At 65.7% G+C, this 20,175-nt stretch carries 16 protein-coding genes and 1 pseudogene; 12 read left to right on the top strand and 5 right to left on the bottom strand.

Translation table 11 applies throughout. From position 1 onward, the window contains the following. Positions 1-22: 22 nt before the first annotated feature. From ACXJKJ_RS01825 to ACXJKJ_RS01815, 3 genes are read left to right on the top strand one after another with little or no spacing between them, the layout of a single operon-like run. Entirely contained in the window at positions 23-979 is a 957-nt protein-coding gene (locus ACXJKJ_RS01825) for a DMT family transporter (protein ID WP_457388807.1), read from the top strand. Positions 980-1,025: 46 nt separating this feature from the next. Next, positions 1,026-1,889, top strand: coding sequence for an alpha/beta hydrolase (locus ACXJKJ_RS01820; RefSeq protein WP_457388806.1), 864 nt, complete (start codon positions 1,026-1,028; stop codon positions 1,887-1,889). Further along, positions 1,886-2,641, top strand: coding sequence for a ThuA domain-containing protein (locus tag ACXJKJ_RS01815; RefSeq protein ID WP_457388805.1), 756 nt, complete (start codon positions 1,886-1,888; stop codon positions 2,639-2,641). The genes ACXJKJ_RS01820 and ACXJKJ_RS01815 overlap by 4 nt, the downstream gene beginning before the upstream one ends. 15 nt (positions 2,642-2,656) lie before the next feature. Here the strand turns inward: ACXJKJ_RS01815 and ACXJKJ_RS01810 are convergent, their stop codons facing one another. Then, positions 2,657-3,910, bottom strand: coding sequence for a D-alanyl-D-alanine carboxypeptidase family protein (locus ACXJKJ_RS01810; protein ID WP_457388803.1), 1,254 nt, complete (start codon positions 3,908-3,910; stop codon positions 2,657-2,659). Between the two features lie 345 nt (positions 3,911-4,255). Between ACXJKJ_RS01810 and ACXJKJ_RS01805 the strand changes: the two genes are divergently transcribed. From ACXJKJ_RS01805 to ACXJKJ_RS01775, 7 genes are all read left to right on the top strand, one after another. After that, positions 4,256-5,209: an alpha/beta hydrolase gene (locus ACXJKJ_RS01805; RefSeq protein WP_457388801.1), complete on the top strand. Its 954-nt coding sequence runs from the start codon at positions 4,256-4,258 to the stop codon at positions 5,207-5,209. A gap of 15 nt (positions 5,210-5,224) precedes the next feature. After that, positions 5,225-5,473: a ThuA domain-containing protein gene (locus ACXJKJ_RS01800; protein WP_457388799.1), complete on the top strand. Its 249-nt coding sequence runs from the start codon at positions 5,225-5,227 to the stop codon at positions 5,471-5,473. 94 nt (positions 5,474-5,567) lie between these two features. Next, on the top strand, positions 5,568-7,337 hold the full coding sequence (locus ACXJKJ_RS01795) for a class I SAM-dependent DNA methyltransferase (RefSeq protein ID WP_457388797.1): 1,770 nt from the start codon (positions 5,568-5,570) through the stop codon (positions 7,335-7,337). Beyond that, positions 7,327-8,571 (top strand): restriction endonuclease subunit S, encoded by a 1,245-nt coding sequence (locus tag ACXJKJ_RS01790; RefSeq protein WP_457388796.1) that lies wholly within the window; start codon positions 7,327-7,329, stop codon positions 8,569-8,571. Before ACXJKJ_RS01795 ends, ACXJKJ_RS01790 begins: the two co-directional genes overlap by 11 nt. Continuing rightward, complete coding sequence (locus ACXJKJ_RS01785) at positions 8,568-9,854, top strand: FRG domain-containing protein (RefSeq protein WP_457388794.1); 1,287 nt, start codon at positions 8,568-8,570, stop codon at positions 9,852-9,854. Before ACXJKJ_RS01790 ends, ACXJKJ_RS01785 begins: the two co-directional genes overlap by 4 nt. Next, a complete protein-coding gene (locus ACXJKJ_RS01780) occupies positions 9,851-11,260 on the top strand; it encodes an ATP-binding protein (protein WP_457388792.1) in 1,410 nt (469 codons plus the stop codon). Before ACXJKJ_RS01785 ends, ACXJKJ_RS01780 begins: the two co-directional genes overlap by 4 nt. A gap of 127 nt (positions 11,261-11,387) precedes the next feature. Continuing rightward, the gene (locus ACXJKJ_RS01775; protein ID WP_457388790.1) at positions 11,388-14,564 is read left to right on the top strand and encodes a type I restriction endonuclease subunit R; all 3,177 of its coding nucleotides are present in this window, start codon (positions 11,388-11,390) and stop codon (positions 14,562-14,564) included. Positions 14,565-14,609: 45 nt separating this feature from the next. Here the strand turns inward: ACXJKJ_RS01775 and ACXJKJ_RS01770 are convergent. Next, positions 14,610-14,816 (bottom strand): annotated as a pseudogene (locus ACXJKJ_RS01770) (hypothetical protein); the annotation flags it as partial. 157 nt (positions 14,817-14,973) lie between these two features. Here ACXJKJ_RS01770 and ACXJKJ_RS01765 point away from each other — a divergent pair. After that, entirely contained in the window at positions 14,974-15,114 is a 141-nt protein-coding gene (locus ACXJKJ_RS01765) for a hypothetical protein (protein ID WP_457388788.1), read from the top strand. Continuing rightward, positions 15,111-16,703, top strand: a complete 1,593-nt coding sequence (locus ACXJKJ_RS01760) for a sulfotransferase (RefSeq protein ID WP_457388786.1) — start codon at positions 15,111-15,113, stop codon at positions 16,701-16,703. Before ACXJKJ_RS01765 ends, ACXJKJ_RS01760 begins: the two co-directional genes overlap by 4 nt. A gap of 209 nt (positions 16,704-16,912) precedes the next feature. Here the strand turns inward: ACXJKJ_RS01760 and ACXJKJ_RS01755 are convergent, their stop codons facing one another. From ACXJKJ_RS01755 to gyrB, 3 genes are read right to left on the bottom strand one after another with little or no spacing between them, the layout of a single operon-like run. Next, positions 16,913-17,242 (bottom strand): HepT-like ribonuclease domain-containing protein, encoded by a 330-nt coding sequence (locus ACXJKJ_RS01755; RefSeq protein ID WP_457388784.1) that lies wholly within the window; start codon positions 17,240-17,242, stop codon positions 16,913-16,915. After that, positions 17,232-17,546, bottom strand: coding sequence for a nucleotidyltransferase family protein (locus ACXJKJ_RS01750; protein ID WP_457388782.1), 315 nt, complete (start codon positions 17,544-17,546; stop codon positions 17,232-17,234). The genes ACXJKJ_RS01755 and ACXJKJ_RS01750 overlap by 11 nt, the downstream gene beginning before the upstream one ends. 37 nt (positions 17,547-17,583) lie before the next feature. Then, the gene (gene gyrB, locus ACXJKJ_RS01745) at positions 17,584-20,133 is read right to left on the bottom strand and encodes a DNA topoisomerase (ATP-hydrolyzing) subunit B (protein ID WP_457388780.1); all 2,550 of its coding nucleotides are present in this window, start codon (positions 20,131-20,133) and stop codon (positions 17,584-17,586) included. Between the last annotated feature and the right edge of the window lie 42 nt (positions 20,134-20,175).

The raw sequence follows: 20,175 nt of genomic DNA, 5'->3' as shown, positions 1-20,175 counted from the left end.
GACATTCGTCTGGAGACGCTCCATGACCGCCAACACCCGACCCGGCGCCATCACCGCCCTGCTCTTTGCCACCTCCACCTGGGGCAGCCTGTTCCTGATCGGCAAGACCGTTGTCGCCCAGCTCGACCCCGTCTGGTTCACCTTCTCCCGCTACACGCTGGCCACCGCGGTGCTGGCCTTGCTGGTGCACTTCGCCGGCAGCCAACCCTGGGCCAAGCTGCGCCGCCACGCGCTGCGCCACAGCCTCGTCGGCCTGGCCGGCTATGGCGTGTTCAGCATCATGGTGTTCCATGGCCTGCGCCTGTCGCTGCCCTCGCACGGCTCCGTCATCATGGCCACCATGCCCTTCACGACGATGGCGCTGCGCTGGGCACTGGACGGCCAACGCCCGCCGCTGCGCGCCATCCTCGGCGCCGCGCTGGCACTCACGGGTGTGGCCACCGTGGCCAACCTGCTGGGCCAGGCGAGTGAGATCAATGCCCGCATGCTGCTGGGCGACGCCATCACCCTGGCCGGCACGCTGGGCTGGGTGCTCTACACCCGCGCCATGGCCAAGGTGCCCGACCACAGCCCGCTGGAGTACACCGCGCTGACAGCCATCGCCGCGCTGCCCGGTCTGGCACTGGTGGCGCTGCTCGCCACGCTGCTGGGCTGGGCCGAGGCGCCGTCGGCCGAACTGCTGCTGGGCCTGAGCCCGAAGCTCGTCTACATCGCCCTGGTGCCCACCGTGGCTGCCGTGCTGGCCTTCAACGCCGGCGTGAAAAAGCTCGGCGCGCCGCTGGGGACGCTGTTCCTGAACATGGTGCCGGTGTCCGTCATCGCCGTGCACGCCGTGATGGGCGAGGCGCCGCATGCCAACGAGATTGCCGGCGCGGCGCTGGTGGGCCTCGGCCTGGCGCTGACGGTGTGGGCACCCAAGCCCGCCGCAGTGCCGGCACCGCGTGTGGCCCTGGGCAACGCGGCGCCTTGCACACGCTGAAGCCCGCGCTCACCACGCTGTCATGCAGGCGGCCTAGCCTCGGCCCATGCCGCCGCTGACCGCTCTCCTGCCCTGGGCCTGGGCCCTGCTTCTCCTGCTTGCCCTGCCGGCCGCCCTCATCGTCCTGCAGGGCAAATTGCTGTTCGGCCGCACCTGGGTCATCCGCCGCACCGACCCCGGCCCCGCTGCCGCGCGCCGGCGCAGCGAGGCCGTCTGGCTGGCGCGCCCGGGCGGCGTGCAGCTGCAGGGCTGGCTGACAGTGCCGGTGGATGCCCCGCCCCCACGCCGCCTGCTGCTGTGGTTTGGCGGTCGCAACGAAAACGTTGCCTGGACGCCCGACCTTGCCGGCTGGCTGCCCGACGACTGCGCGCTGCTGGCCTTCAACTACCGCAGCCTGGGCGAGAGCGGCGGCTGGCCGTCCGAGGCCGCCTGCGTGGCCGACGCCGAAGCCGCCGCAGCCTGGGGGCTGGCGCGGCTCGGCTTGCCGCCGGGCGCCCTGCACCTGGCTGGCCGCAGCCTGGGCACCGGCGTGGCCATGCAGCTCGCGGCGCGCCTGGCCGCGGCCGGCCGCCCGGTGGCCAGCGTCGCGCTGATCACGCCGCTGAAAAGCCTGCGCGCCGTGCTGCGGCGCAACCTGCTGCTCGCGCCGCTGACGCCCTGGCTCCGCTCACCGCTGGACAGCGTCGCCGCCGCACGCGCGCTGAACTGCGAGGTGCTGGTGCTGCTGGCCGAGCAGGACCGCCAAGTGCCGCACGCGCATTCGCACACCCTGGTGCAGGCCCTGCAGCACGCCGGCGCGGCCGTGACCGTGCACCAGCTCGCCGGCACCAACCACCGCAGCCTGGCGCGCACGCCCGCGGCGATGCGGCAGCTGGGCGGGTGGTTGCTGGAAGAATCGGCCGCACGATGAAGAAAACCCTGAACGCCCTCGCGGTGGCCGCCGCCGTGGCCAGCGCGCCGGCCCTGGCGGCCGACACCCAGTTCGCCGTCCTCGTGCTGGCCATGCCCACCAAGTACCACTACGAGTACATCCCGGTGGCGCGCGAGCTCTTCGAGAAGCTGGCCAAGCTGCACGCCTTCGAGCTGACCTGGACGGCCCAGCCCGGCGCCTTCGAGGGCGACCTGAGCCGGTACGCGGCGGTCGTGCTGCTGAACAGCTCGGGCGAGGAATTCAACGAGGCTCAGCGCGCCGGCTTCGAGCGCTACATGAAGGCCGGCGGCAACGCCGTCGTCGTGCACCGCGCCATCATCAGCAAGCCCGGCCTGTGGCCCTGGTACGAAAAGCTCGTCGGCCGCTCCTTCGTCATCCACCCCATGCTGCAGACGGCCGTCGTCACCAAGGCCGATGCCAACCACCCCGCCACCTTCGGCCTGCCCGACCGCTGGATCTGGTCAGACGAGTGGTACGAGTTCAGCAACCCGCACGGCGTGAAGATCAACCCCGTGCTGGCCGTGGACGAGCGCAGCTACGACCCCACCAAGATCTGGCCCGGCCAGGTCGCCAAGGGCATGGGCGCCGACCACCCGGTGAGCTGGTGGCACCCCTACGAGAAAGGCCGCGTTTTCGTCACCGCGCTGGGGCACAACGGCGAGATGTACCGCGATGGGCGGTACCTGGATCACCTGTGGGGCGGCATCTGGTGGGCGGCGACCGGGCGCTGACGGCCCGGCTTTGCTTTACTTCGAGAACCAGCCAGAGATGCGCTGCTTGATGCGCAGGAAGAAGCCGGCGCGCTCCACATCGGCCAGCGCGACGACCGGCGCCTCGCCCAACGTCTTGCCATTGGCCACCGCGACCGCCTTGCCGATGACGGCACCCTTGGCGATGGGCGCCTCCAGGCCCGGGTTCAGCGTCAGCTCGGTCTTGACCGCGGCGGCCTGGCCCTTGGGCACCACCAGCGTCCACGGCTTGGCCAAGCCCGCCGCCACCTCGGGGGCCACGCCGTACACCACCTTGGCATTGGCCAGCGCAGCGCCCGCCTGGGCCGGCGTGGCTTCCTCGAAATTGGCGTAGCCCCAGTTGAACAGCACCCGGGTCTGGTCGGCGCGGGCCTGCTTGCTGTTCGCGTTCATGATGACCGAGATCAGGCGCATGCCATTGCGCTTGGACGAGGCGGTCAGGCAATAGCCGGCGTCCTCCGTATGCCCGGTCTTGAGCCCGTCGACGGTCGAGTCGGTGTAGAGCAGTGCGTTGCGGTTGCCCTGCTTGATCTTGTTGTACGTGAACTCGCGCTCGGCGTAGATCGGGTAGTACTCGGCGCTGTTGCGGATGATGGCCGCGGCCAGCACGGCCAGGTCCTTCGCCGAGGCCTTGTTGTTGGGGTCGGGCAGGCCCGCGGAGTTCGCAAAGTGCGTCTTCGTCATGCCGAGCTTGGCGGCTTCGGCATTCATCAGGGTGACGAAGCCGGCCTCCGAGCCGCCGACGTGTTCGGCCAGCGCCTTGGAGGCGTCATTGCCGCTGGCGATGACCACGCCGCGCAGCATGTCCATCAAGGAGGCCTTCTCGTTGAGCGGCACGAACATGCAGCTGTCGCCGTCCTTGCCGCCGCGGCACCAGGCGCTCTCGCTCATGGTGACCATCTCGTCGGGCTTGAGCTTGCCGTTCTTCAGGCCCTGCTCTACCAGATAGCTGGTCATCATCTTGGTGAGCGACGCCGGCGGCAGCGGTTCGTCCGGGTTGGACGACGCGAGCAGCTGGCCCGTGTTGAAGTCCATCAGCACCCACGCCTTGTTCTCGAGCACCGGCACCGATTGCCCGCTCGCGTCGGTCGTCATCGCCTGCTCGGCGGGGGCGGTGGCCTTCTTAGCCTTCTTGGCCGCGGCGTGGGGCTTGGCATGCGACGCGGCGCTGGCGAGCCCGGCCGAGCCGATAAGGATCGCGCTGGCAAGAACGCAGGGGAGCAGATGGGAAATGCGCGGTGTGCGGGTCATGGAGAGATGCTTGCTGGAGAAGCCAATAGGTAGTTCGGTAGCTCGCGATCAACTTTCTGATCACTGAGATGGGCGGTTCGTTGTGCTGGCGCGAAGCGTGCCCCAGGTTGCAGGTGGGCCGGCCAGGGGCGGCGAAATCGCGCTCGGCATGTCATCGACACGGGTCGTGCCAAGTGATTTGGGGCCAATTGTGTCCTCTGGCATGCCCACAACCGCCCTGGCGATGGAGATCTCACGAATCTCTACAACTGCGCCGGCGCGCAATCACTCACCGCCATGAACGCATCCCGCGGGCAAACTGCACTCCAACGAAGCTGAACACGGGCGACCGAGCCCGCCCAACGCATGCAGCGCCGCCCGTTGATCCTGTCGCCCTTGTTGACCCTGCTGCCGCCGCTCAGCCAGGCCGCGCCCACGCCGGCCGTGCTGCCGCTCTGGCCTGAGGGCGTGCCCGCCGCCGCGCAGGCGGATGCCCCCGCCACGCGCGGCGACCTCGGCCCCGAGCGCGTCGACGCCAACGGCAGCATCGCCAACGTGTCGGTGCCCACGCTCACCGTCGTGCCGCCCGCCGTGGACCGACCGAACGGCACGGCCGTGATCCTGTGCCCGGGTGGCGGCTACAGCTACTTGTCGGCCAACCGCGAGGGCCAGCAGTACGCCGCCTGGCTGAGCACGCTGGGCATCACCACCTTCATCCTCAAAAGCCGCCTGCAGGAGTGGGGCCACCCCGCGCCGCTGCAGGACGTGCTGCGCGCCATCCGCCTGGTGCGCTCGCGCGCGGCCGAGTTCGGTGTCGACCCGAAGCGAATTGGCGTGATGGGCAGTTCCGCCGGTGGCCACCTGGCGGCCAGCGCCAGCACGCTGTTCGACCATGCCGACGGCCGCACCGGCGCCGCGCTGGACAACAGCGTCAGCGCCCGGCCCGACTTCGCCGTGTTGGTCTACCCCGTCATCACGATGACCGACCCCGCCGCCCACGCCGGCTCGCGCCGCGCGCTGCTCGGTGCCGAGCCAGCCCCCGCGCTGCTGGCGCTGACGTCGCTAGAGCGGCAGGTGACGGCCGCCACCCCGCCCACGGTGCTGCTGCACACGCAGGGCGACAAGACCGTGCCGGTGCAGAACAGCATCCTCTACTACCAGGCCCTCACCCGCGCCGGTGTGCCGGCCGAGCTGTACCTGTTCGAGCAGGGCGGGCATGGCATTGGCATGCGGGACGGGCTGGGCACTGCATCGGCTTGGCCGAGGCGGGTGGAGGACTGGCTGCGGCAGCGGGGGTTGTTAAGCGCGGTGGGGCGGTAAGGCGACTCGCATGGCGTGAAGATCAACCCCGTGCTGGCGGTGGACGAGCGCAGTTTTGACCCCAAGAAGATCTGGCTCGGCCAGGTTTCAAACGGCATGGGTGGTGACCATCCGGTGAGCTGGTGGCACGCCTACGAGAGGGGCCGCGTGTTCGGCACGGCGCTGGGGGACAACGGGGAGATGTACCGCGAGGGGCGGTACCTGGATCACTTGTGGGGTGAGGTGTGGTGGGCGGCTAACCGGTCAGGGCAGCAAGCGAAGTAGCGATGGAGAATCCCGGCCGACCAATCCCACGCTGGGTCGACCGCAGCGCCATGCGCTCGGCCCACCGCATCTCGCCGCCCCAAAAGGCCACTGCATGAATCCAATCGAACAACAGTTCTTCAACGACCTCGAAAGGAAGCTCTGGACCGCTGCCGACAAGCTCCGCTCCGCGCTGGATGCCTCGGTCTACAAGCACGTGGTGCTGGGCCTCATCTTCCTGAAGTACGTCTCCGACGCGTTTGAGGAGCGGCAGCAGGAACTGCGCGCCCAGTTCCAGAACCCGGAGCACGACTACTACATGGCCCCCGCCGAGTACGGCGGCGCGGGCACGCCCGAGTACGCGGCCAACCTCGCCGCCGAGCTGGAGGTGCGCGACTACTACGCCGAGAAAAACGTCTTCTGGGTGCCGTTCGAAGCCCGCTGGCAAACGCTGAGGGACCTAGCGCAACTGCCCCCCGGCGCCGAGCTGCCCTGGCAAGTGCCCAAGCGCGACAGCGACGGCCGCTACGAACGCAACGACGCGGGCGAGCTGGTCATGGTGCCCGACAAGATGCGCACCGTGGGCTGGCTGATCGACAACGCCATGGAGGCCGTGGAGCGAGAGAACGGCAAGCTCAAGAACGTGCTCAACAAAGAGTTCGCACGCACCCAGATCGACAGCCACAAGCTGGCTGACCTCATCGCTCACTTCTCCGACACCAACTTCAGCCAACCCGTCCACAACGGGCAGCGGCTGGACCTCCAGAGCAAGGACATCCTCGGCCACGTGTACGAGTACTTCCTCGGCCAGTTCGCGCTGGCCGAGGGCAAGAAGGGTGGCCAGTACTACACACCCAAAGCTATCGTCACGCTGATCGTCGAGATGCTGCAGCCCTTCAAGGGCCGGGTGTACGACCCCGCCATGGGTTCGGGCGGCTTCTTTGTGCAGAGCGAGGAATTCATTGCCGAGCACCTGAAAAAGCGTCCCAACGCCAAAGATCAGGCAAGACACATCAACGTCTACGGCCAGGAGAGCAACCCCACCACCTGGAAGCTCGCTGCCATGAACATGGCCATCCGGGGCTTGGACTTCAACTTTGGGCCGAGCAACGCAGACACGCTGCTGAACGACCTGCACCCCGACCTGCGTGCCGACTACGTGATGGCCAACCCGCCCTTCAACATGAAGGAGTGGTGGAACGCCAAGCTGGAGAACGACTGGCGCTGGCTGCCCGGCTGCACGCCGCCCCAAGGCAACGCCAACTTCGCCTGGCTGCAGCACATGCTCGCCCACCTGACCCCCACCGGCAGCATGGCGCTGCTGCTGGCCAACGGCTCCATGAGCAGCAACACCAACAACGAAGGCGAGATCCGCAAGCAACTGGTGGAGCGCGACTTTGTGGAATGCATGGTGGCCCTGCCCGGCCAGCTGTTCACCAACACGCAGATTCCGGCCTGCATCTGGTTCCTGACCAAAGACAAGGCCAACGGCTTCAACCTGGACAAGAAGAAGCGCGACAGGCGAGGCCGGTTCCTGTTCATCGACGCCCGCCAGCTGGGCTACATGAAAGACCGCGTGCTGCGCGACTTCACAGTGGACGACATCAAGCAGGTGGCCGACACCTTCCATGCCTGGCAGCACAGCGACGGCTACGAGGACGTGCCGGGCTTTTGCTACTCAGCGTCGCTGGCCGACATTCGCAAGCACGAGCATGTGCTGACGCCGGGGCGTTATGTGGGTGCTGAGGAGCAGGAGCAAAGCGGTGAAGTTTTCGCCGACAAGATGAAACTTCTAACGTCGCAGTTGGCGGGGCAGTTTGCAGAAAGTGCCAAGCTGGAGGGCGAGATCAAGAAGAACTTGGCGGGATTGGGTTATGGCTTCTGACTTGGAATGGAAAGAATCGTCCCTTGGCGAGATAGTCGAGCTGAAACGTGGATACGACCTACCCAAGGACAAACGAGTCGCTGGGGCTGTCCCCATCGTCTCATCGTCAGGTGTGAGTGACTTTCACGCTGAGGCCATGGTGAAAGGCCCAGGCGTGGTCACTGGCCGATACGGCACGATCGGCGAGGTGTTCTATGTAAGCGAGGATTTTTGGCCACTCAATACAACACTCTATGTCCGTGACTTCAAGGGCAATGATCCGAGATTCATCAGCTACTTTCTCAAGACCCTCGACTTTCAGGCTTACTCGGATAAGGGAGCGGTTCCCGGCCTTAACAGAAACCATCTGCACCTTGCGAGAATTCGCATTCCTGGGGTTGCGACTCAAAAAAGGATTGCCAAGACTCTGGGCAGCATTGATTCAAAAATCGATCTCAACCGCCGCACTAACCAAGCCCTCGAAGCCATGGCGCAAGCCATCTTCAAATCGTGGTTTGTCGATTTCGATCCGGTCAAAGCCAAGATCGCCGCCCTCGCCGAAGGCCGCGACCCGCTGCGCGCCGCGATGAGCGCCATCAGCGGCAAGGTGGAGGCCGAACTCGATACTCTGCCACCCGAAGCACTCGAACAACTCGCCGCCACGGCTGCGCTGTTCCCGGATGAAATGGAAGAGTCGGAGTTGGGGTATATCCCGAAGGGGTGGTCTGCACAGCGTGTTGGCAGCGTACTTGAGCTCGTTTACGGCAAAGCTCTTAAGGCGATTAATAGACAAGAAGGCAACGTGCCGGTATACGGCTCCGGCGGCATTACCGGCTACCACAACAGGCCACTCGTTCCGCATGGTTCAATCATCGTCGGACGTAAAGGTACGGTAGGCAGTCTGTATTGGGAAGACAAGCCGTTTTTCCCGATTGATACGACCTACTATGTTCGGCCGTTGGCAGCGCCGCTGACCTTTTGCTACTACGCAATGCAGACCTTGGGGCTGGAAAAGATGAATACAGATGCGGCTGTGCCCGGCCTCAATCGAGAGAATGCTTATCGTCTCAAGTTGGTGCTGCCTGATTCATCCACGCTGCAGTGTTTTGATTTTCAAATGGTGACTCTACGCAAGACCATTCGCACCAATCTGGAATCAAGCAAGTCACTGGCTGACCTTCGCGACACCCTCCTAACAAAACTCCTTTCCGGTGAGCTGTCTGTGGCGGAGCCAATGACAGAGGCTGAGGCATGAACGACGCTGTGATATCGCCGACCGAAACGACCTCACCGGAGTCCAGCGACTACTTCGATGAGATTCCGCTGTGGACAGCTGACAGCTCGGCCAAACGCTTCGAGAGCATGGCCGACGAGCTGAGCGGGCGCATTCCGGTGACGCGCCTAAAGTCCTGGCGCGACTTCACCGATCTGCTGGAGAGCGATTTCTTCAACCGGCCCGGTGTCCAATTGGTGTTTCGTGGGCATCGCCGCTTCGATTGGAGCCTGATGCCCACATTGGGCCGGCTGACCACCAACGGCATCGTCACCGAGGCCTTGGCTCAAGTGCAGCTGGAGCGCTTCAAACGTGCCGTGCGCGGGCGGCTCAGCGATGCCGCCATGGTGGATGAGGACGACGAGCTGTGGTCCGTGGGGCAGCACCACGGGCTGATGACGCCGCTGCTGGACTGGACCTACTCGCCGTATGTGGCGCTGTTCTTCGCCTTCCACAAAGACGACAGCAAGGAAGAAGCCGCCAACCCCTACCGCGCGGTGTATGTGCTCAACAAGAGCTTTCTGGCCGAGCATGAGAATGAAACCGGCATCCGCGTTTGTGAGCCGCGCAAGGATGACCACGGCCGTCTGGTGAATCAGGCCGGTTTGTTCATCTTCTCACCCACCGACGCCACCATCGAAAACAAGTTGGCCAGTGTGCTGGCCGATGACGAGCTGTTTGAAGACGAAGAGCTGCGCTCTGCATCCGAGGATGAACAGCCTGGCGTCCTGGCCAAGTACATCTGCAAGATCTACATCCGCAATGAAGAGCGCGATGCCTGCTTGCGGCACCTGCGCCGCATGAACGTGCACCACGCCAGCTTGTTCCCCGACCTGCTGGGCGCCTCGGAGTACTGCAATATCCTCACTACTGAAGCCGAGATGGCGGCAGCGGTCCAGCAGCGCGGCAAGCACATCGAGCTGACGATCACCGAGAGTGCGACGGCCGTGGACCAGGCAAATGCGACGGTGGCGCCCGCCGCCGCGCCGGGCACGTTGACCAGCATCGAGGCCTTGCTGCGCCAACCTGCTGGAGCGGAACAGGTGGAACCTGGGCGCATTGCACTGATGGCCGAAGAGCTGGCCTCGTCCATTGCCAAGAACAAGGTGGTGGATTGGGAAACGCGTGAGGCGGTGCAGGCCCGGCTGCGCAACGTGGTGCGGGTGGTGCTGCGCAGGTACGGCTACCCCCAGGCGCTGCGCGAGCAGGTGGCCGAGCAGGTGTTGGTGCTGGCCAAACTCACTGATGGAGGCGACAGCGCATGAAGATCACGCCCGCGCAAGTCGACATATGGCGCGGTAGCGCTTCGGAAACCCAGAACCTCGAATTCAAGGAGGCGGCCAACCAGTACGACACGCGCAAGCTGTGCCGCTACTGCGTCGCCATCGCCAACGAGGGCGGCGGGCATCTGGTGCTGGGCATTGCCGACAAGCCGCCGCGCCCCGTGGTGGGCAGCCAGGCCTTCCCTGATACGCAGGATATCGCCGAGAAGCTGTTCCATTGGCTGGGCTTTCGCGTGGATGTCGAGGCCGTGGCGCACCCTGATGGCCGGGTGCTGGTGTTCAGCATTCCCGCACGCCCGAAAGGGACGGCCTACCACCAAGAAGGCGCGTATCTGATGCGCTCGGGCGAGGAGCTGGTGCCGATGAGCGAGGACCAGCTGCGCAAGATCTTCGGCGAGGGGCAGCCGAGCTGGCTGGAGAGCGCTGCGCTGAGTGCCGCGTCTGCGCAAGACGTGGTGCAGTTGCTGGACACGCAGACCTTTTTCGACTTGATGCGCTTGCCCTACCCGACCGACCAGGCCGGTGTGCTGGCCCGCTTGCTGGACGAGCGCCTCATCGAGCGCAGTGCGTCGGGCTTCAACATCCTGCACATCGGTGCGGTGCTGCTGGCCAAGAACATGCGGCAGTTCCCGGACATCAGCCGCAAGGCGGCGCGCGTGATCGTGTATGCCGGCGAATCCAAGATGCAGACCGTTTCGGACGTCACCGGCGAGAAGGGCTATGCCGTGGGCTTTGCCGGGCTGGTGCAGTATGTGATGGGCAAACTGCCCCAGAACGAGGTGATCGAGGGGGCCATCCGCAAAGAAGTCAAGCTGCTGCCGGAGGTGGTGGTGCGAGAGCTGCTCGCCAATGCGCTGATCCACCAGGACTTCGACATGGGCGGCACCTCGCCGGTGGTGGAGGTGTTCAGCAATCGGGTGGAAATCTCCAACCCTGGCGAGCCCATCGTGCCGGTGGAACGCTTCATCGACGGCTACCAGTCCCGCAACGAACGGTTGGCCGACCTGATGCGCCGTTTCGGCATTTGCGAAGAAAAGAGCAGCGGCATTGACCGCGTGATCGAGGCGGCCGAGTTCATGCAATTACCCGCGCCCGAGTTCTTGACCGGTCACCGGCGCACGATCGTGGTGATCCATGGGCCACGCGCGTTCCGTGACATGAATGGCAGCGACAGGGTGCGCGCCTGCTTTCAGCATTGCGTCTTGCAATACGTGCTGCGCAAGCAGATGACCAACCAGTCGCTGCGTGAGCGGTTTGGCCTGCCCGAGGGCAGCAGCAACACGGTGTCGCAGATCATCACGGCCACCATGGAGCAGGGGCTGGTGAAGAGCGACCCCAATGCGCCGGATTCCCGGCGCTATGCGCGGTACATCCCGGCGTGGGCGTAGCAGCCATTTCATTGCAAAACCGGCTCGCCAGTTGAACCTCACGCAAGCCGTTGATTTAGCGAGACTTTCTTATTTCATCGCAAACCTGATCGGTCATCAGGCTGCCGGGGAGGCCTAGGGTCCCAACATGCTGAACGAACAACAACTTGAAGAGCTTTGCCTGGGCTGGTTCCAGCAGACGGGCTGGCGCTTCGCCCATGGCCCGGACATCGCTCCCGACAGCAGCGCCCCTGAGCGCACCGACTACCGGCAGGTGGTGCTGCGTGAGCGCCTGCTGAGCGCGCTGGCCCGCATCAACCCGCACCTGCCACCCGCAGCCCTGGAGCAGGCCGCGCATGCGCTGCAACGGTTGAGCGAACCGCAGATGGTGGTGCGCAACCGGGGCGTGCACCGCCTGCTGCTGAACGGCGTGATGGTGGACTTTGCGCTAGGCGACGAGAAGAAGACCGACCTGGTGCACTTCATCGACTTTGCGCAGCCGGGCAACAACGACTTCTTGGTGGTGAACCAGTTCACCGTCACGGGCACCAAGCAGCCGCGCCGGCCGGATGTGATCGCCTTTGTGAACGGCCTGCCGCTGGCCGTGGTGGAGCTGAAGAACCCCGCCAACGAGCAGACCGATGTGTGGGATGCCTTCAACCAGCTGCAGACCTACAAGGACGAGATCAGCGACCTGTTCAGCAGCAACGCGGCCCTGGTGGTGAGCGATGGCTGGACGGCGCGCGTGGGCTCGCTCACGGCCAACGCCGAGCGCATGCTGCCGTGGCGCACGATTGCCAACGAAGACGACCGACCGCGCCTGCAGATGGAGCTGGAGACGGTGGTGCGAGGCTTCTTCAAGCCCGAGCTGTTCCTGGACTTTGTGCGGCACTTCGTGCTGTTTGAGCAGGACGGCGACACCATCATCAAGAAGATTGCGGGCTACCACCAGTTCCATGCGGTACGTGAGGCGGTGCGCGCCACCGTGATTGCCGCGAAGACCCCAGACAAGGGCTTGCTGGAGGTGCATGAAGAGCGGGCTACCTACGGCAAGGAGGTCAAGCCGGGCTCGCGCAAGGCGGGGGTGGTGTGGCACACGCAGGGGTCGGGCAAGAGCATCACGATGGCCTGCTATGCGGGCAAGTTGCTGCAACAGCCCGACATGAGGAACCCCACGCTGGTCGTGGTGACGGACCGCAACGACCTGGACGGCCAGTTGTTCGCCACCTTCAGCGCGGCCAGTGACCTGCTCAAGACGACGCCTGTGCAGGCTGGCGACCGCGACGAGTTGCGCGCCATGCTGGCGTCTCGCGAGGCGGGTGGCATCGTCTTCACCACGGTGCAGAAGTTCGCATTGCTGGAGGGGGAGGAGGCGCACCCGCTGCTGTCCAGCCGCACCAACATCGTCGTGATCTCCGACGAGGCGCATCGCAGCCAGTACGGCACCAAGGGGCGGCTCGATACCAAGACGGGCAAGTACGTGTTCGGCTACGCCAAGCATTTGCGCGACGCGCTCAAGAACGCGACATTCATCGGCTTCACCGGCACGCCGATTGCGCTGGAGGACAAGGACACGCGCGCCGTGTTCGGGGGCTACGTCAGCATCTACGACATCCAGGACGCGGTGGACGATGGCGCGACGGTGCCGATCTTCTACGAGAGCCGACTGGCCAAGCTGGACGTGAACCAGGCCGGGATCGATGCTCTGAACGAGCAGGTGGACGAGGTCGTCGAGGACGAAGAGGACATCGCCAACCGCGAGAAGACCAAGAGCGAATGGGCCGCGCTGGAGAAGCTGGTGGGTTCACGGCCGCGTCTGCAGCAGGTGGCTCGCGATCTGGTCCAGCATTTCGAGGCGCGGGTCTCGGTGGTGGATGGCAAGGCCATGATCGTTTGCATGAGCCGGGACATCTGCGTGCAGCTCTACAACGCCATCTGCATTGGCGACAAGGACAACCCGCCCTTGCGCCCCGATTGGCACAGCACCGACCCGGAGCAAGGCGCGATCAAGATCGTGATGACGGGCTCAGCCGCTGACAAGGCCTTGCTGCAGCCGCATCTGTACAGCAAGCAGGTGAAGAAGCGGCTGGAGGCGCGTTTCAAGGATGTGCGCGACTCGCTCAAGCTGGTGATCGTGCGCGACATGTGGCTGACGGGCTTTGACGCGCCGTGCTGCCACACCATGTACATCGACAAGCCCATGAAGGGGCACAACCTGATGCAGGCCATTGCTCGGGTGAACCGGGTGTTCAAGAACAAGCCGGGTGGCTTGGTGGTGGACTACATCGGCATTGCCAACGAGCTGAAAGCTGCGTTGAAGGACTACACCGAAGCGAAGGGCAAGGGCGACCCCACGCATGGCGCAGCCGAAGCGCTGGCGGTATTGCTTGAGAAGCTCGATGTGGTGCGCGGCCTGATGCACGGCTTTGACTACAGCGCGTTTGAGACGCGGGCGCTGCCGCTGTTGGTCCCGGCTGCCAATCACATCCTGGGCTTGAAGGATGGCAAGACGCGCTTCCTGGACACGATGGTGGCCGTGGCGAAGGCGTTCTCGTTGTGCGGCACCTTGGACGAGGCGGCTGCGCTGCGCAAGGAGATCGCGTTCTTCTCGGCAATCAAAGCTGCCATCGCGAAGTTCACGACCGTGGACAAGAAGCGCACTGATGCAGAGAAGAACAGCGCACTGAAGCAGATCCTGGACAACGCCATCATTGCCGACGGCGTGGCGGATGTCTTCGCGCTGGCGGGGCTGGACAAGCCGAACATCGGTTTGCTGTCCGACGAGTTCCTGGAGGATGTGCGGCGAATGGACAGCCGCAACCTGGCCGTCGAACTGCTGGAGAAGCTGCTGCGCGACGAGATCAAGGCACGTGCCCGCAACAACGTGGTGCAGGAGCGGAAGTACGGCGACCGGCTGCTGGAGACCCTACGCAAGTACCACAACCGGGCTATCGAAACGGCCCAGGTCATCGAAGAGTTGATTCAGATGGCCAAGGAGTTCCAGGCCACGCTGGAACGGGAGGCGGCACTCGGACTCGGTCCCGACGAGGTTGCGTTCTATGACGCCTTGGCCAACAACGAGAGCGCAGTGCGTGAGCTGGGTGACGAGGTCTTGAAGAAGATTGCCGTGGAGATCACCGAGAAGCTGCGTGCAAGCACGACCGTGGATTGGCAGGTGCGCGAAAGCGTTCGAGCCAAGCTTCGCATCCTGGTGCGGCGTTGCCTGCAGAAGTGGAAGTACCCGCCAGACCAGCAGCTCCAAGCGGTGGAGTTGGTGCTGAAGCAGGCGGAGACCTTGTCCGAGACTTGGTCGAACTCGATGTAGCTGGCCACCGTCCCGGCCGCAATTCCGGGGAGGCCGGAGCCGGGCTCAAACGTCGATACTCCCAGCGCGCAACGCATTCGTCTCAATGAAATCGCGTCGCGGCTCCACCCCGTCACCCATCAACATCGTGAAGACCTTGTCCGCCTCGATGGCGTCGTCGATCTGCACGCGCAGCAAGYGGCGCACGTTGGGGTCCATCGTCGTTTCCCAGAGCTGCTCGGGGTTCATCTCGCCCAGGCCCTTGTAGCGCTGGCGGCCGACGGCGCTTTCGGCTTGCCGCATGAGCCAGGCCATGGCGGCGCGGAAGTCTTCGACCTTGCTTTCCTTGTCCTTGTCATCGCTGGCTCGCGGGAGGCGCATCGCGGCGACAGCCGCCGAGCACACCGCGCGCGGCGCCACAATCCGCCGCATGATTTCACGACCCGTTCCCGATGAAGGCGGCGGCAAACCGTCGCCACGCGCCGCAGTGCTCTGCCTGACCGGCCTGCCCGGCGCCGGCAAGTCCACGATCGCACAGGCGGCGGCGCGTCTCGTCGTGAGACGGGCATGAAGCGCGCCGTGTCGAGCGATCCGCTGCACGGGCTGAAGCCTGCCGACGTGCAGCAGCTGGCCCGCGCCACGCAGGCGCTGCAGGCGGGCGACCGCATGTACGCGGGGGTGCTGCTGCTCGATCTGGCGCGCAGCGCGCCGGAGCACCCGGAGGTCTTGCGCCTGCGCGCGGTCTGCCGCGCTGGCGACGACGACTGGGAAGGCGCAACGCAGGACCTCGCGCGCGCGCTCGCGCAGCGGCCCTGGGACTTCGATCTCCGCTCGCAGCTCGCGGCCGCGCAGGAGCACGCGCATGACCACGCTGCGGTGGTCGCGACGCTGCGCGAAGGCGAGGCACACGCGACGACATCGGCCGACTGGCTGGGGCTGTCGTTCGAGCACGACAACGCCGGCGAGCCGGCGGCGGCGTACGGCGCCGTGCAGCGCGCCGTCGCGCTTGACCCGGCGGCGCCGCTCGCCCGCCTGCAACGCGCACGCTGCGCCACGGCGCTCGGCCACGGCGACGTCGCGGCCGCGGATTGCCGGCACCTGATCGCGCGCGGCGAGCTGGTCGCGCACGCGTGGTTCACGCTGGCCGACCTGAAGGTCGTGCCGATGACGGCCGACGAGCTGGCGCAGCTCGAGGCGAAGGCCGTCGCGCCGCCGGCGACGATGCCGGCGGAGGAACGGCTGTTCCTGCGCTTCGCCCTCGGCCACGGGCTGGAGAACGCGGGCCGGCACGCCGACGCGTTCCGGGTCCTGTGCGCGGCGAACGATGCGGCGCGCGCGGCGCGGCCGTGGGACACCGCGGCGTTCGCGCGCCACGTCGACGCGATCCGCGCCGCGTTCACCAGCATGCCGCCGCCGCTGCAGGACGGGCCGGGGCGCGAGGTGATCTTCCTCGTCGGACTGCCGCGGTCGGGGACGACGCTTGTCGAGCAGATCCTCGCGAGCCACTCGCAGGTCGAAGGCGCGAGCGAGCTGCCGTACCTGCCGCAGCTGCTCGACGCCGAATCTCGCCGGCGCGGCAAACCGTTCCCGGCCTGGGTCGCCGATGCCAGCGACGCTGACTGGCGGCGGCTCGGCGACGCCTACTTGCGGGCGAGCGCGCGCTGGCGTACAGCCAAGCCAATCGCCACCGACAAGCTGCCCGAGAACTGGCTCTATGCCGGCGCCGTGATGCGCATGCTGCCCGGGGCTCGCATCATCGACTGCCGCCGCGACCCGGTGGAGACCGCGTGGTCCTGCTACAAGCAGCTCTTCGGGCCGGGCATGGTGCACTTCACGTACAGCTTCGACGGGCTCGCGGCGTACTGGCGCGCCTACGAAGCGCTCGCCCGCTTCTGGGCCGAGCGGTACCCGGGACGCTTCGTCGTGCAACGGTACGAGGACCTCGTCGCCGACCCGGACGCCGGCATCCACGCGCTGCTCGCCGCCTGCGGCCTCGACTTCGAGCCGGCCTGCCTGCGCTTCCACGAGACGGCGCGTGCGATCCGCACGCCGAGCGCGCTGCAGGTGCGCCAGCCGATGCGCGCCGCGTCGACGCCGGGGAAAGGCTACGGCCCGCTGCTCGACCCGCTGCGCGATCGTTTCGCCGCGACAGGGGGGTGACCGGCCCGGCCAGCGCCGACGACGCCCCAGCGCCTGACGCTCAGGGGATGCGCCTCACGTTCGTGTCGGCGCACCGGGCTTGCGTCGACATGAGAGCCCCTAGATGTCGATTTAATGGCATTAAATCGACATGTAATGGCGTGGCAACGATCGTCGCCCAATGAGCAACGATTTATCCCCGATGGACCCGAGGCAAGCCCTGCCGCAAATCAAAGCGACTCGAGTTCGCTGAGCATCTGCTCCAGCGGCCCGGCAACGACACCCCAAACAATGGCGTCGTCGATTTCGGCATAGCCATGGGCCAGTTGGTTGCGAAGGGCCACGGCTTGGTTCAGATCGGCGATGCGTGAGGCCAGGTTGGGATCCAACTGACGCACCCGCCCAAGGGCTTCGCAAAGGATCAGGAACTGGCGCTCGACGGCAGAGCGCAGCAGCTCATCACCCACGTAGTCATCAAGAGACTTGCCGGCTGTGAATCGCAGCGCACGCGCGGCAGCTTCCTTGGCATCCCAGATGTACTTGCGCAGGTCAGGCGCCATAGACCGGCTGTCGCTCTGCGCTCACCCGTTGCTTGAAGTACGGGTTGCGGATCGCGCGCTCCACGACCAGGTCGACCGGCCGGGCGAACAGCCGCTCCAGCCCTCGCTTCAGCTCGAAAAAAGCCTCGGCGTAACGCACGGGCGGCAGGTCTTCGAACACGACGAGGAAGTCGAGATCGCTGGACCTGGCGTCGAAGTCCTCCCGGACCGCGGAGCCAAACAGGTCCAGCCGCCGCGCATGGGCTTGCTTGCAAAGCTCCGCAATGGCTTCGCTCCGCTCGGTGACAAGGGCCGGGACTTGCATGAGCGGATTCAAGCCGTTGCGCGGGGCCGCGTCAACGTCAAACGTCGATGTTGCCAGCGCGCAAGGCGTTGGTTTCGATGAAGTCGCGCCGCGGCTCCACCTCGTCGCCCATCAGCATCGTGAAGACCTTGTCCGCCTCGATGGCGTCGTCGATCTGCACGCGCAGCAGGCGGCGCACGGTGGGGTCCATCGTCGTTTCCCAGAGCTGCTCGGGGTTCATCTCGCCCAGGCCCTTGTAGCGCTGGCGGCCGACGGCGCTTTCGGCTTGCAGCATGAGCCAGGCCATGGCGGCGCGGAAGTCGTCGACCTTGCTTTCCTTGGCCTTCTCGCCCTCGCCCTTGCGCACGATGGCGCCGGCCTGGATGAGGCCTTGGAAGCTGAGGCCCGCGTCGGCCAGCACTTCGTAATCGGCGCCGTGCACGAAGTCGGCGTGGATGACGCTGGCGCGCACGTTGCCGTGGTGGGTGCGGGCGATCTTCAGGAAGAACTTGTCGGTGCGCGGATCGGTCTCCACCGTCACCAGCGCGTCGTGCAGCAGGCCCTTGAGGCTGGCGGCGCTGGCGTCGGCGTCCTCGTGGGTGTCAAGCTTGAGGGCCAGGCCGTTGGCCAGCACGTGCAGGGCTTCGATGTCCATCCAGTTGGACAGGCGCGCGATGACGGACTGCGCGGCCACGTATTTGCGGGCCAGCGTGTCGAGGGTGTCGCCCTTGAGGGTGTTGCCGGTGCCGGTGTCCAGGCTCGCGTCCTGCAGCGCGACCTTGAGCAGGAAGCTGTCGAGCTCGGGCGCGTCCTTCAGGTACTGCTCGTGCTTGCCGACCTTGACCTTGTACAGCGGCGGCTGGGCGATGTAGATGTGGCCGCGCTCGCAGAGCTCGGGCATCTGGCGGTAGAAGAAGGTCAGCAGCAGGGTGCGGATGTGGGCGCCGTCCACGTCCGCGTCGGTCATGATGATGATGCGGTGGTAGCGGAGCTTGTCGGGGTTGAAGTCGTCGCCGCCAGCGCCGCGGCCGATGCCGGTGCCCAGGGCCGTGATCAGCGTCAGGATTTCGTTGCTGGTCAACAGCTTCTCGTAGCGGGCCTTCTCGACGTTCAGGATCTTGCCGCGCAGGGGCAGGATGGCCTGGAACTTGCGGTCGCGGCCCTGCTTGGCGGAGCCGCCGGCGGAGTCGCCCTCGACGATGTAGATCTCGCACAGCGCCGGGTCTTTTTCCTGGCAGTCGGCCAGCTTGCCGGGCAGGCCCAGGCCGTCGAGCACGCCCTTGCGGCGCGTCATCTCGCGGGCCTTGCGGGCGGCTTCGCGGGCACGGGCGGCGTCGAGGATCTTGCCGCAGATGATCTTGGCGTCGGTGGGGTTCTCGAGCAGATAGTCGGTCAGCAGGCGGGAGACGATGTCTTCCACCGGGCCGCGCACTTCCGAGCTGACGAGCTTGTCTTTCGTCTGCGAGCTGAACTTGGGCTCGGGCACCTTGACGCTGACGACGCACGCGAGGCCTTCGCGCATGTCGTCACCGGCGACTTCGACCTTGGCCTTCTTGGCCAGCTCGTTGTCGTCGATGTATTTGTTGATGACGCGGGTCATCGCAGCGCGCAGGCCGGTCAAGTGGGTGCCGCCGTCGCGCTGCGGGATGTTGTTGGTGAAGCAGAGGACGTTCTCGTTGAAGCCGTCGTTCCACTGCATCGCCACTTCGACGCCGATGTTGGTCTGCTGGTCGCTCATCTTGTCGCCCTGGGCGTGGAAGATGTTCGGGTGCAGGGTGGTCTTGCCCTTGTTGATGAACTCGACGAAGCCCTTCACGCCGCCGGCATAGGCGAAGTTGTCTTCCTTGTTGTTGCGCTCGTCGACGAGGCGGATCTTGACGCCGTTGTTCAGGAACGAGAGCTCGCGCAGGCGCTTGGCGAGGATGTCGTAGTGGTAGTCGTTGTTCTCTTTGAAGATCTCGGTGTCGGGCAGGAAGTGGACTTCCGTGCCGCGCTTGTCGGTCTCGCCGATGACCTTCATCGGGCTGGTCTCGAAGCCGTTGACCATGACGATCTCGCGGTCCTGCGGGATGCCCTTGGCGAACTCCATGAAGTGCACCTTGCCGTTCTGGCGCACGGTCAGGCGCAGGAACTTGGACAGGCCGTTGACGCAGGACACGCCCACGCCGTGCAGGCCGCCSGAGACYTTGTAGCTGTTSTGRTTGAACTTGCCGCCGGCGTGCAGCTCGGTCAGCGCGATCTCGGCGGCCGAGCGCTTGGGCTCGTGCTTGTCGTCCATCTTGACGCCGGTGGGGATGCCGCGGCCGTTGTCGATGACGGAGATGGAGTTGTCGGTGTGGATGGTGACGACGATGTCGTCGCAGTGGCCGGCCAGGGCCTCGTCGATGGAGTTGTCCACCACTTCGAACACGAGGTGGTGCAGGCCGGTGCCGTCGGAGGTGTCGCCGATGTACATGCCGGGGCGCTTGCGCACGGCTTCCAGGCCTTCCAGGATCTGGATGGAATCGGCGTCGTACACCGCGCCCGATTTGGCCTCGGCCGCGGCGGCCGCCTGCTGGTTGGCGTTCAGGCCATCGGGGTGGTCGGCACTGCTGGAAACATCACTCATCGGGAACTCTCTCTCACTCGCGGGCGACAAATTCATCGCCCT

This window comes from Roseateles sp. P5_E1, assembly GCF_054049335.1.
Note: the sequence above shows the minus strand (reverse complement) of the source record. Positions and strands in the feature narration are given on the sequence as shown.

Excerpts from the sequence above, each read along its gene's own strand:
- ACXJKJ_RS01825 (WP_457388807.1), top strand. The coding sequence starts at position 23 with ATGACCGCCAACACCCGACCCGGCGCCATCACCGCCCTGCTCTTTGCC.
- ACXJKJ_RS01820 (WP_457388806.1), top strand. The coding sequence starts at position 1,026 with ATGCCGCCGCTGACCGCTCTCCTGCCCTGGGCCTGGGCCCTGCTTCTC.
- ACXJKJ_RS01815 (WP_457388805.1), top strand. The coding sequence starts at position 1,886 with ATGAAGAAAACCCTGAACGCCCTCGCGGTGGCCGCCGCCGTGGCCAGC.
- ACXJKJ_RS01810 (WP_457388803.1), bottom strand. The coding sequence starts at position 3,910 with ATGACCCGCACACCGCGCATTTCCCATCTGCTCCCCTGCGTTCTTGCC.
- ACXJKJ_RS01805 (WP_457388801.1), top strand. The coding sequence starts at position 4,256 with ATGCAGCGCCGCCCGTTGATCCTGTCGCCCTTGTTGACCCTGCTGCCG.
- ACXJKJ_RS01795 (WP_457388797.1), top strand. The coding sequence starts at position 5,568 with ATGAATCCAATCGAACAACAGTTCTTCAACGACCTCGAAAGGAAGCTC.
- ACXJKJ_RS01790 (WP_457388796.1), top strand. The coding sequence starts at position 7,327 with ATGGCTTCTGACTTGGAATGGAAAGAATCGTCCCTTGGCGAGATAGTC.
- ACXJKJ_RS01785 (WP_457388794.1), top strand. The coding sequence starts at position 8,568 with ATGAACGACGCTGTGATATCGCCGACCGAAACGACCTCACCGGAGTCC.
- ACXJKJ_RS01780 (WP_457388792.1), top strand. The coding sequence starts at position 9,851 with ATGAAGATCACGCCCGCGCAAGTCGACATATGGCGCGGTAGCGCTTCG.
- ACXJKJ_RS01775 (WP_457388790.1), top strand. The coding sequence starts at position 11,388 with ATGCTGAACGAACAACAACTTGAAGAGCTTTGCCTGGGCTGGTTCCAG.
- ACXJKJ_RS01765 (WP_457388788.1), top strand. The coding sequence starts at position 14,974 with ATGATTTCACGACCCGTTCCCGATGAAGGCGGCGGCAAACCGTCGCCA.
- ACXJKJ_RS01760 (WP_457388786.1), top strand. The coding sequence starts at position 15,111 with ATGAAGCGCGCCGTGTCGAGCGATCCGCTGCACGGGCTGAAGCCTGCC.
- ACXJKJ_RS01755 (WP_457388784.1), bottom strand. The coding sequence starts at position 17,242 with ATGGCGCCTGACCTGCGCAAGTACATCTGGGATGCCAAGGAAGCTGCC.
- ACXJKJ_RS01750 (WP_457388782.1), bottom strand. The coding sequence starts at position 17,546 with ATGCAAGTCCCGGCCCTTGTCACCGAGCGGAGCGAAGCCATTGCGGAG.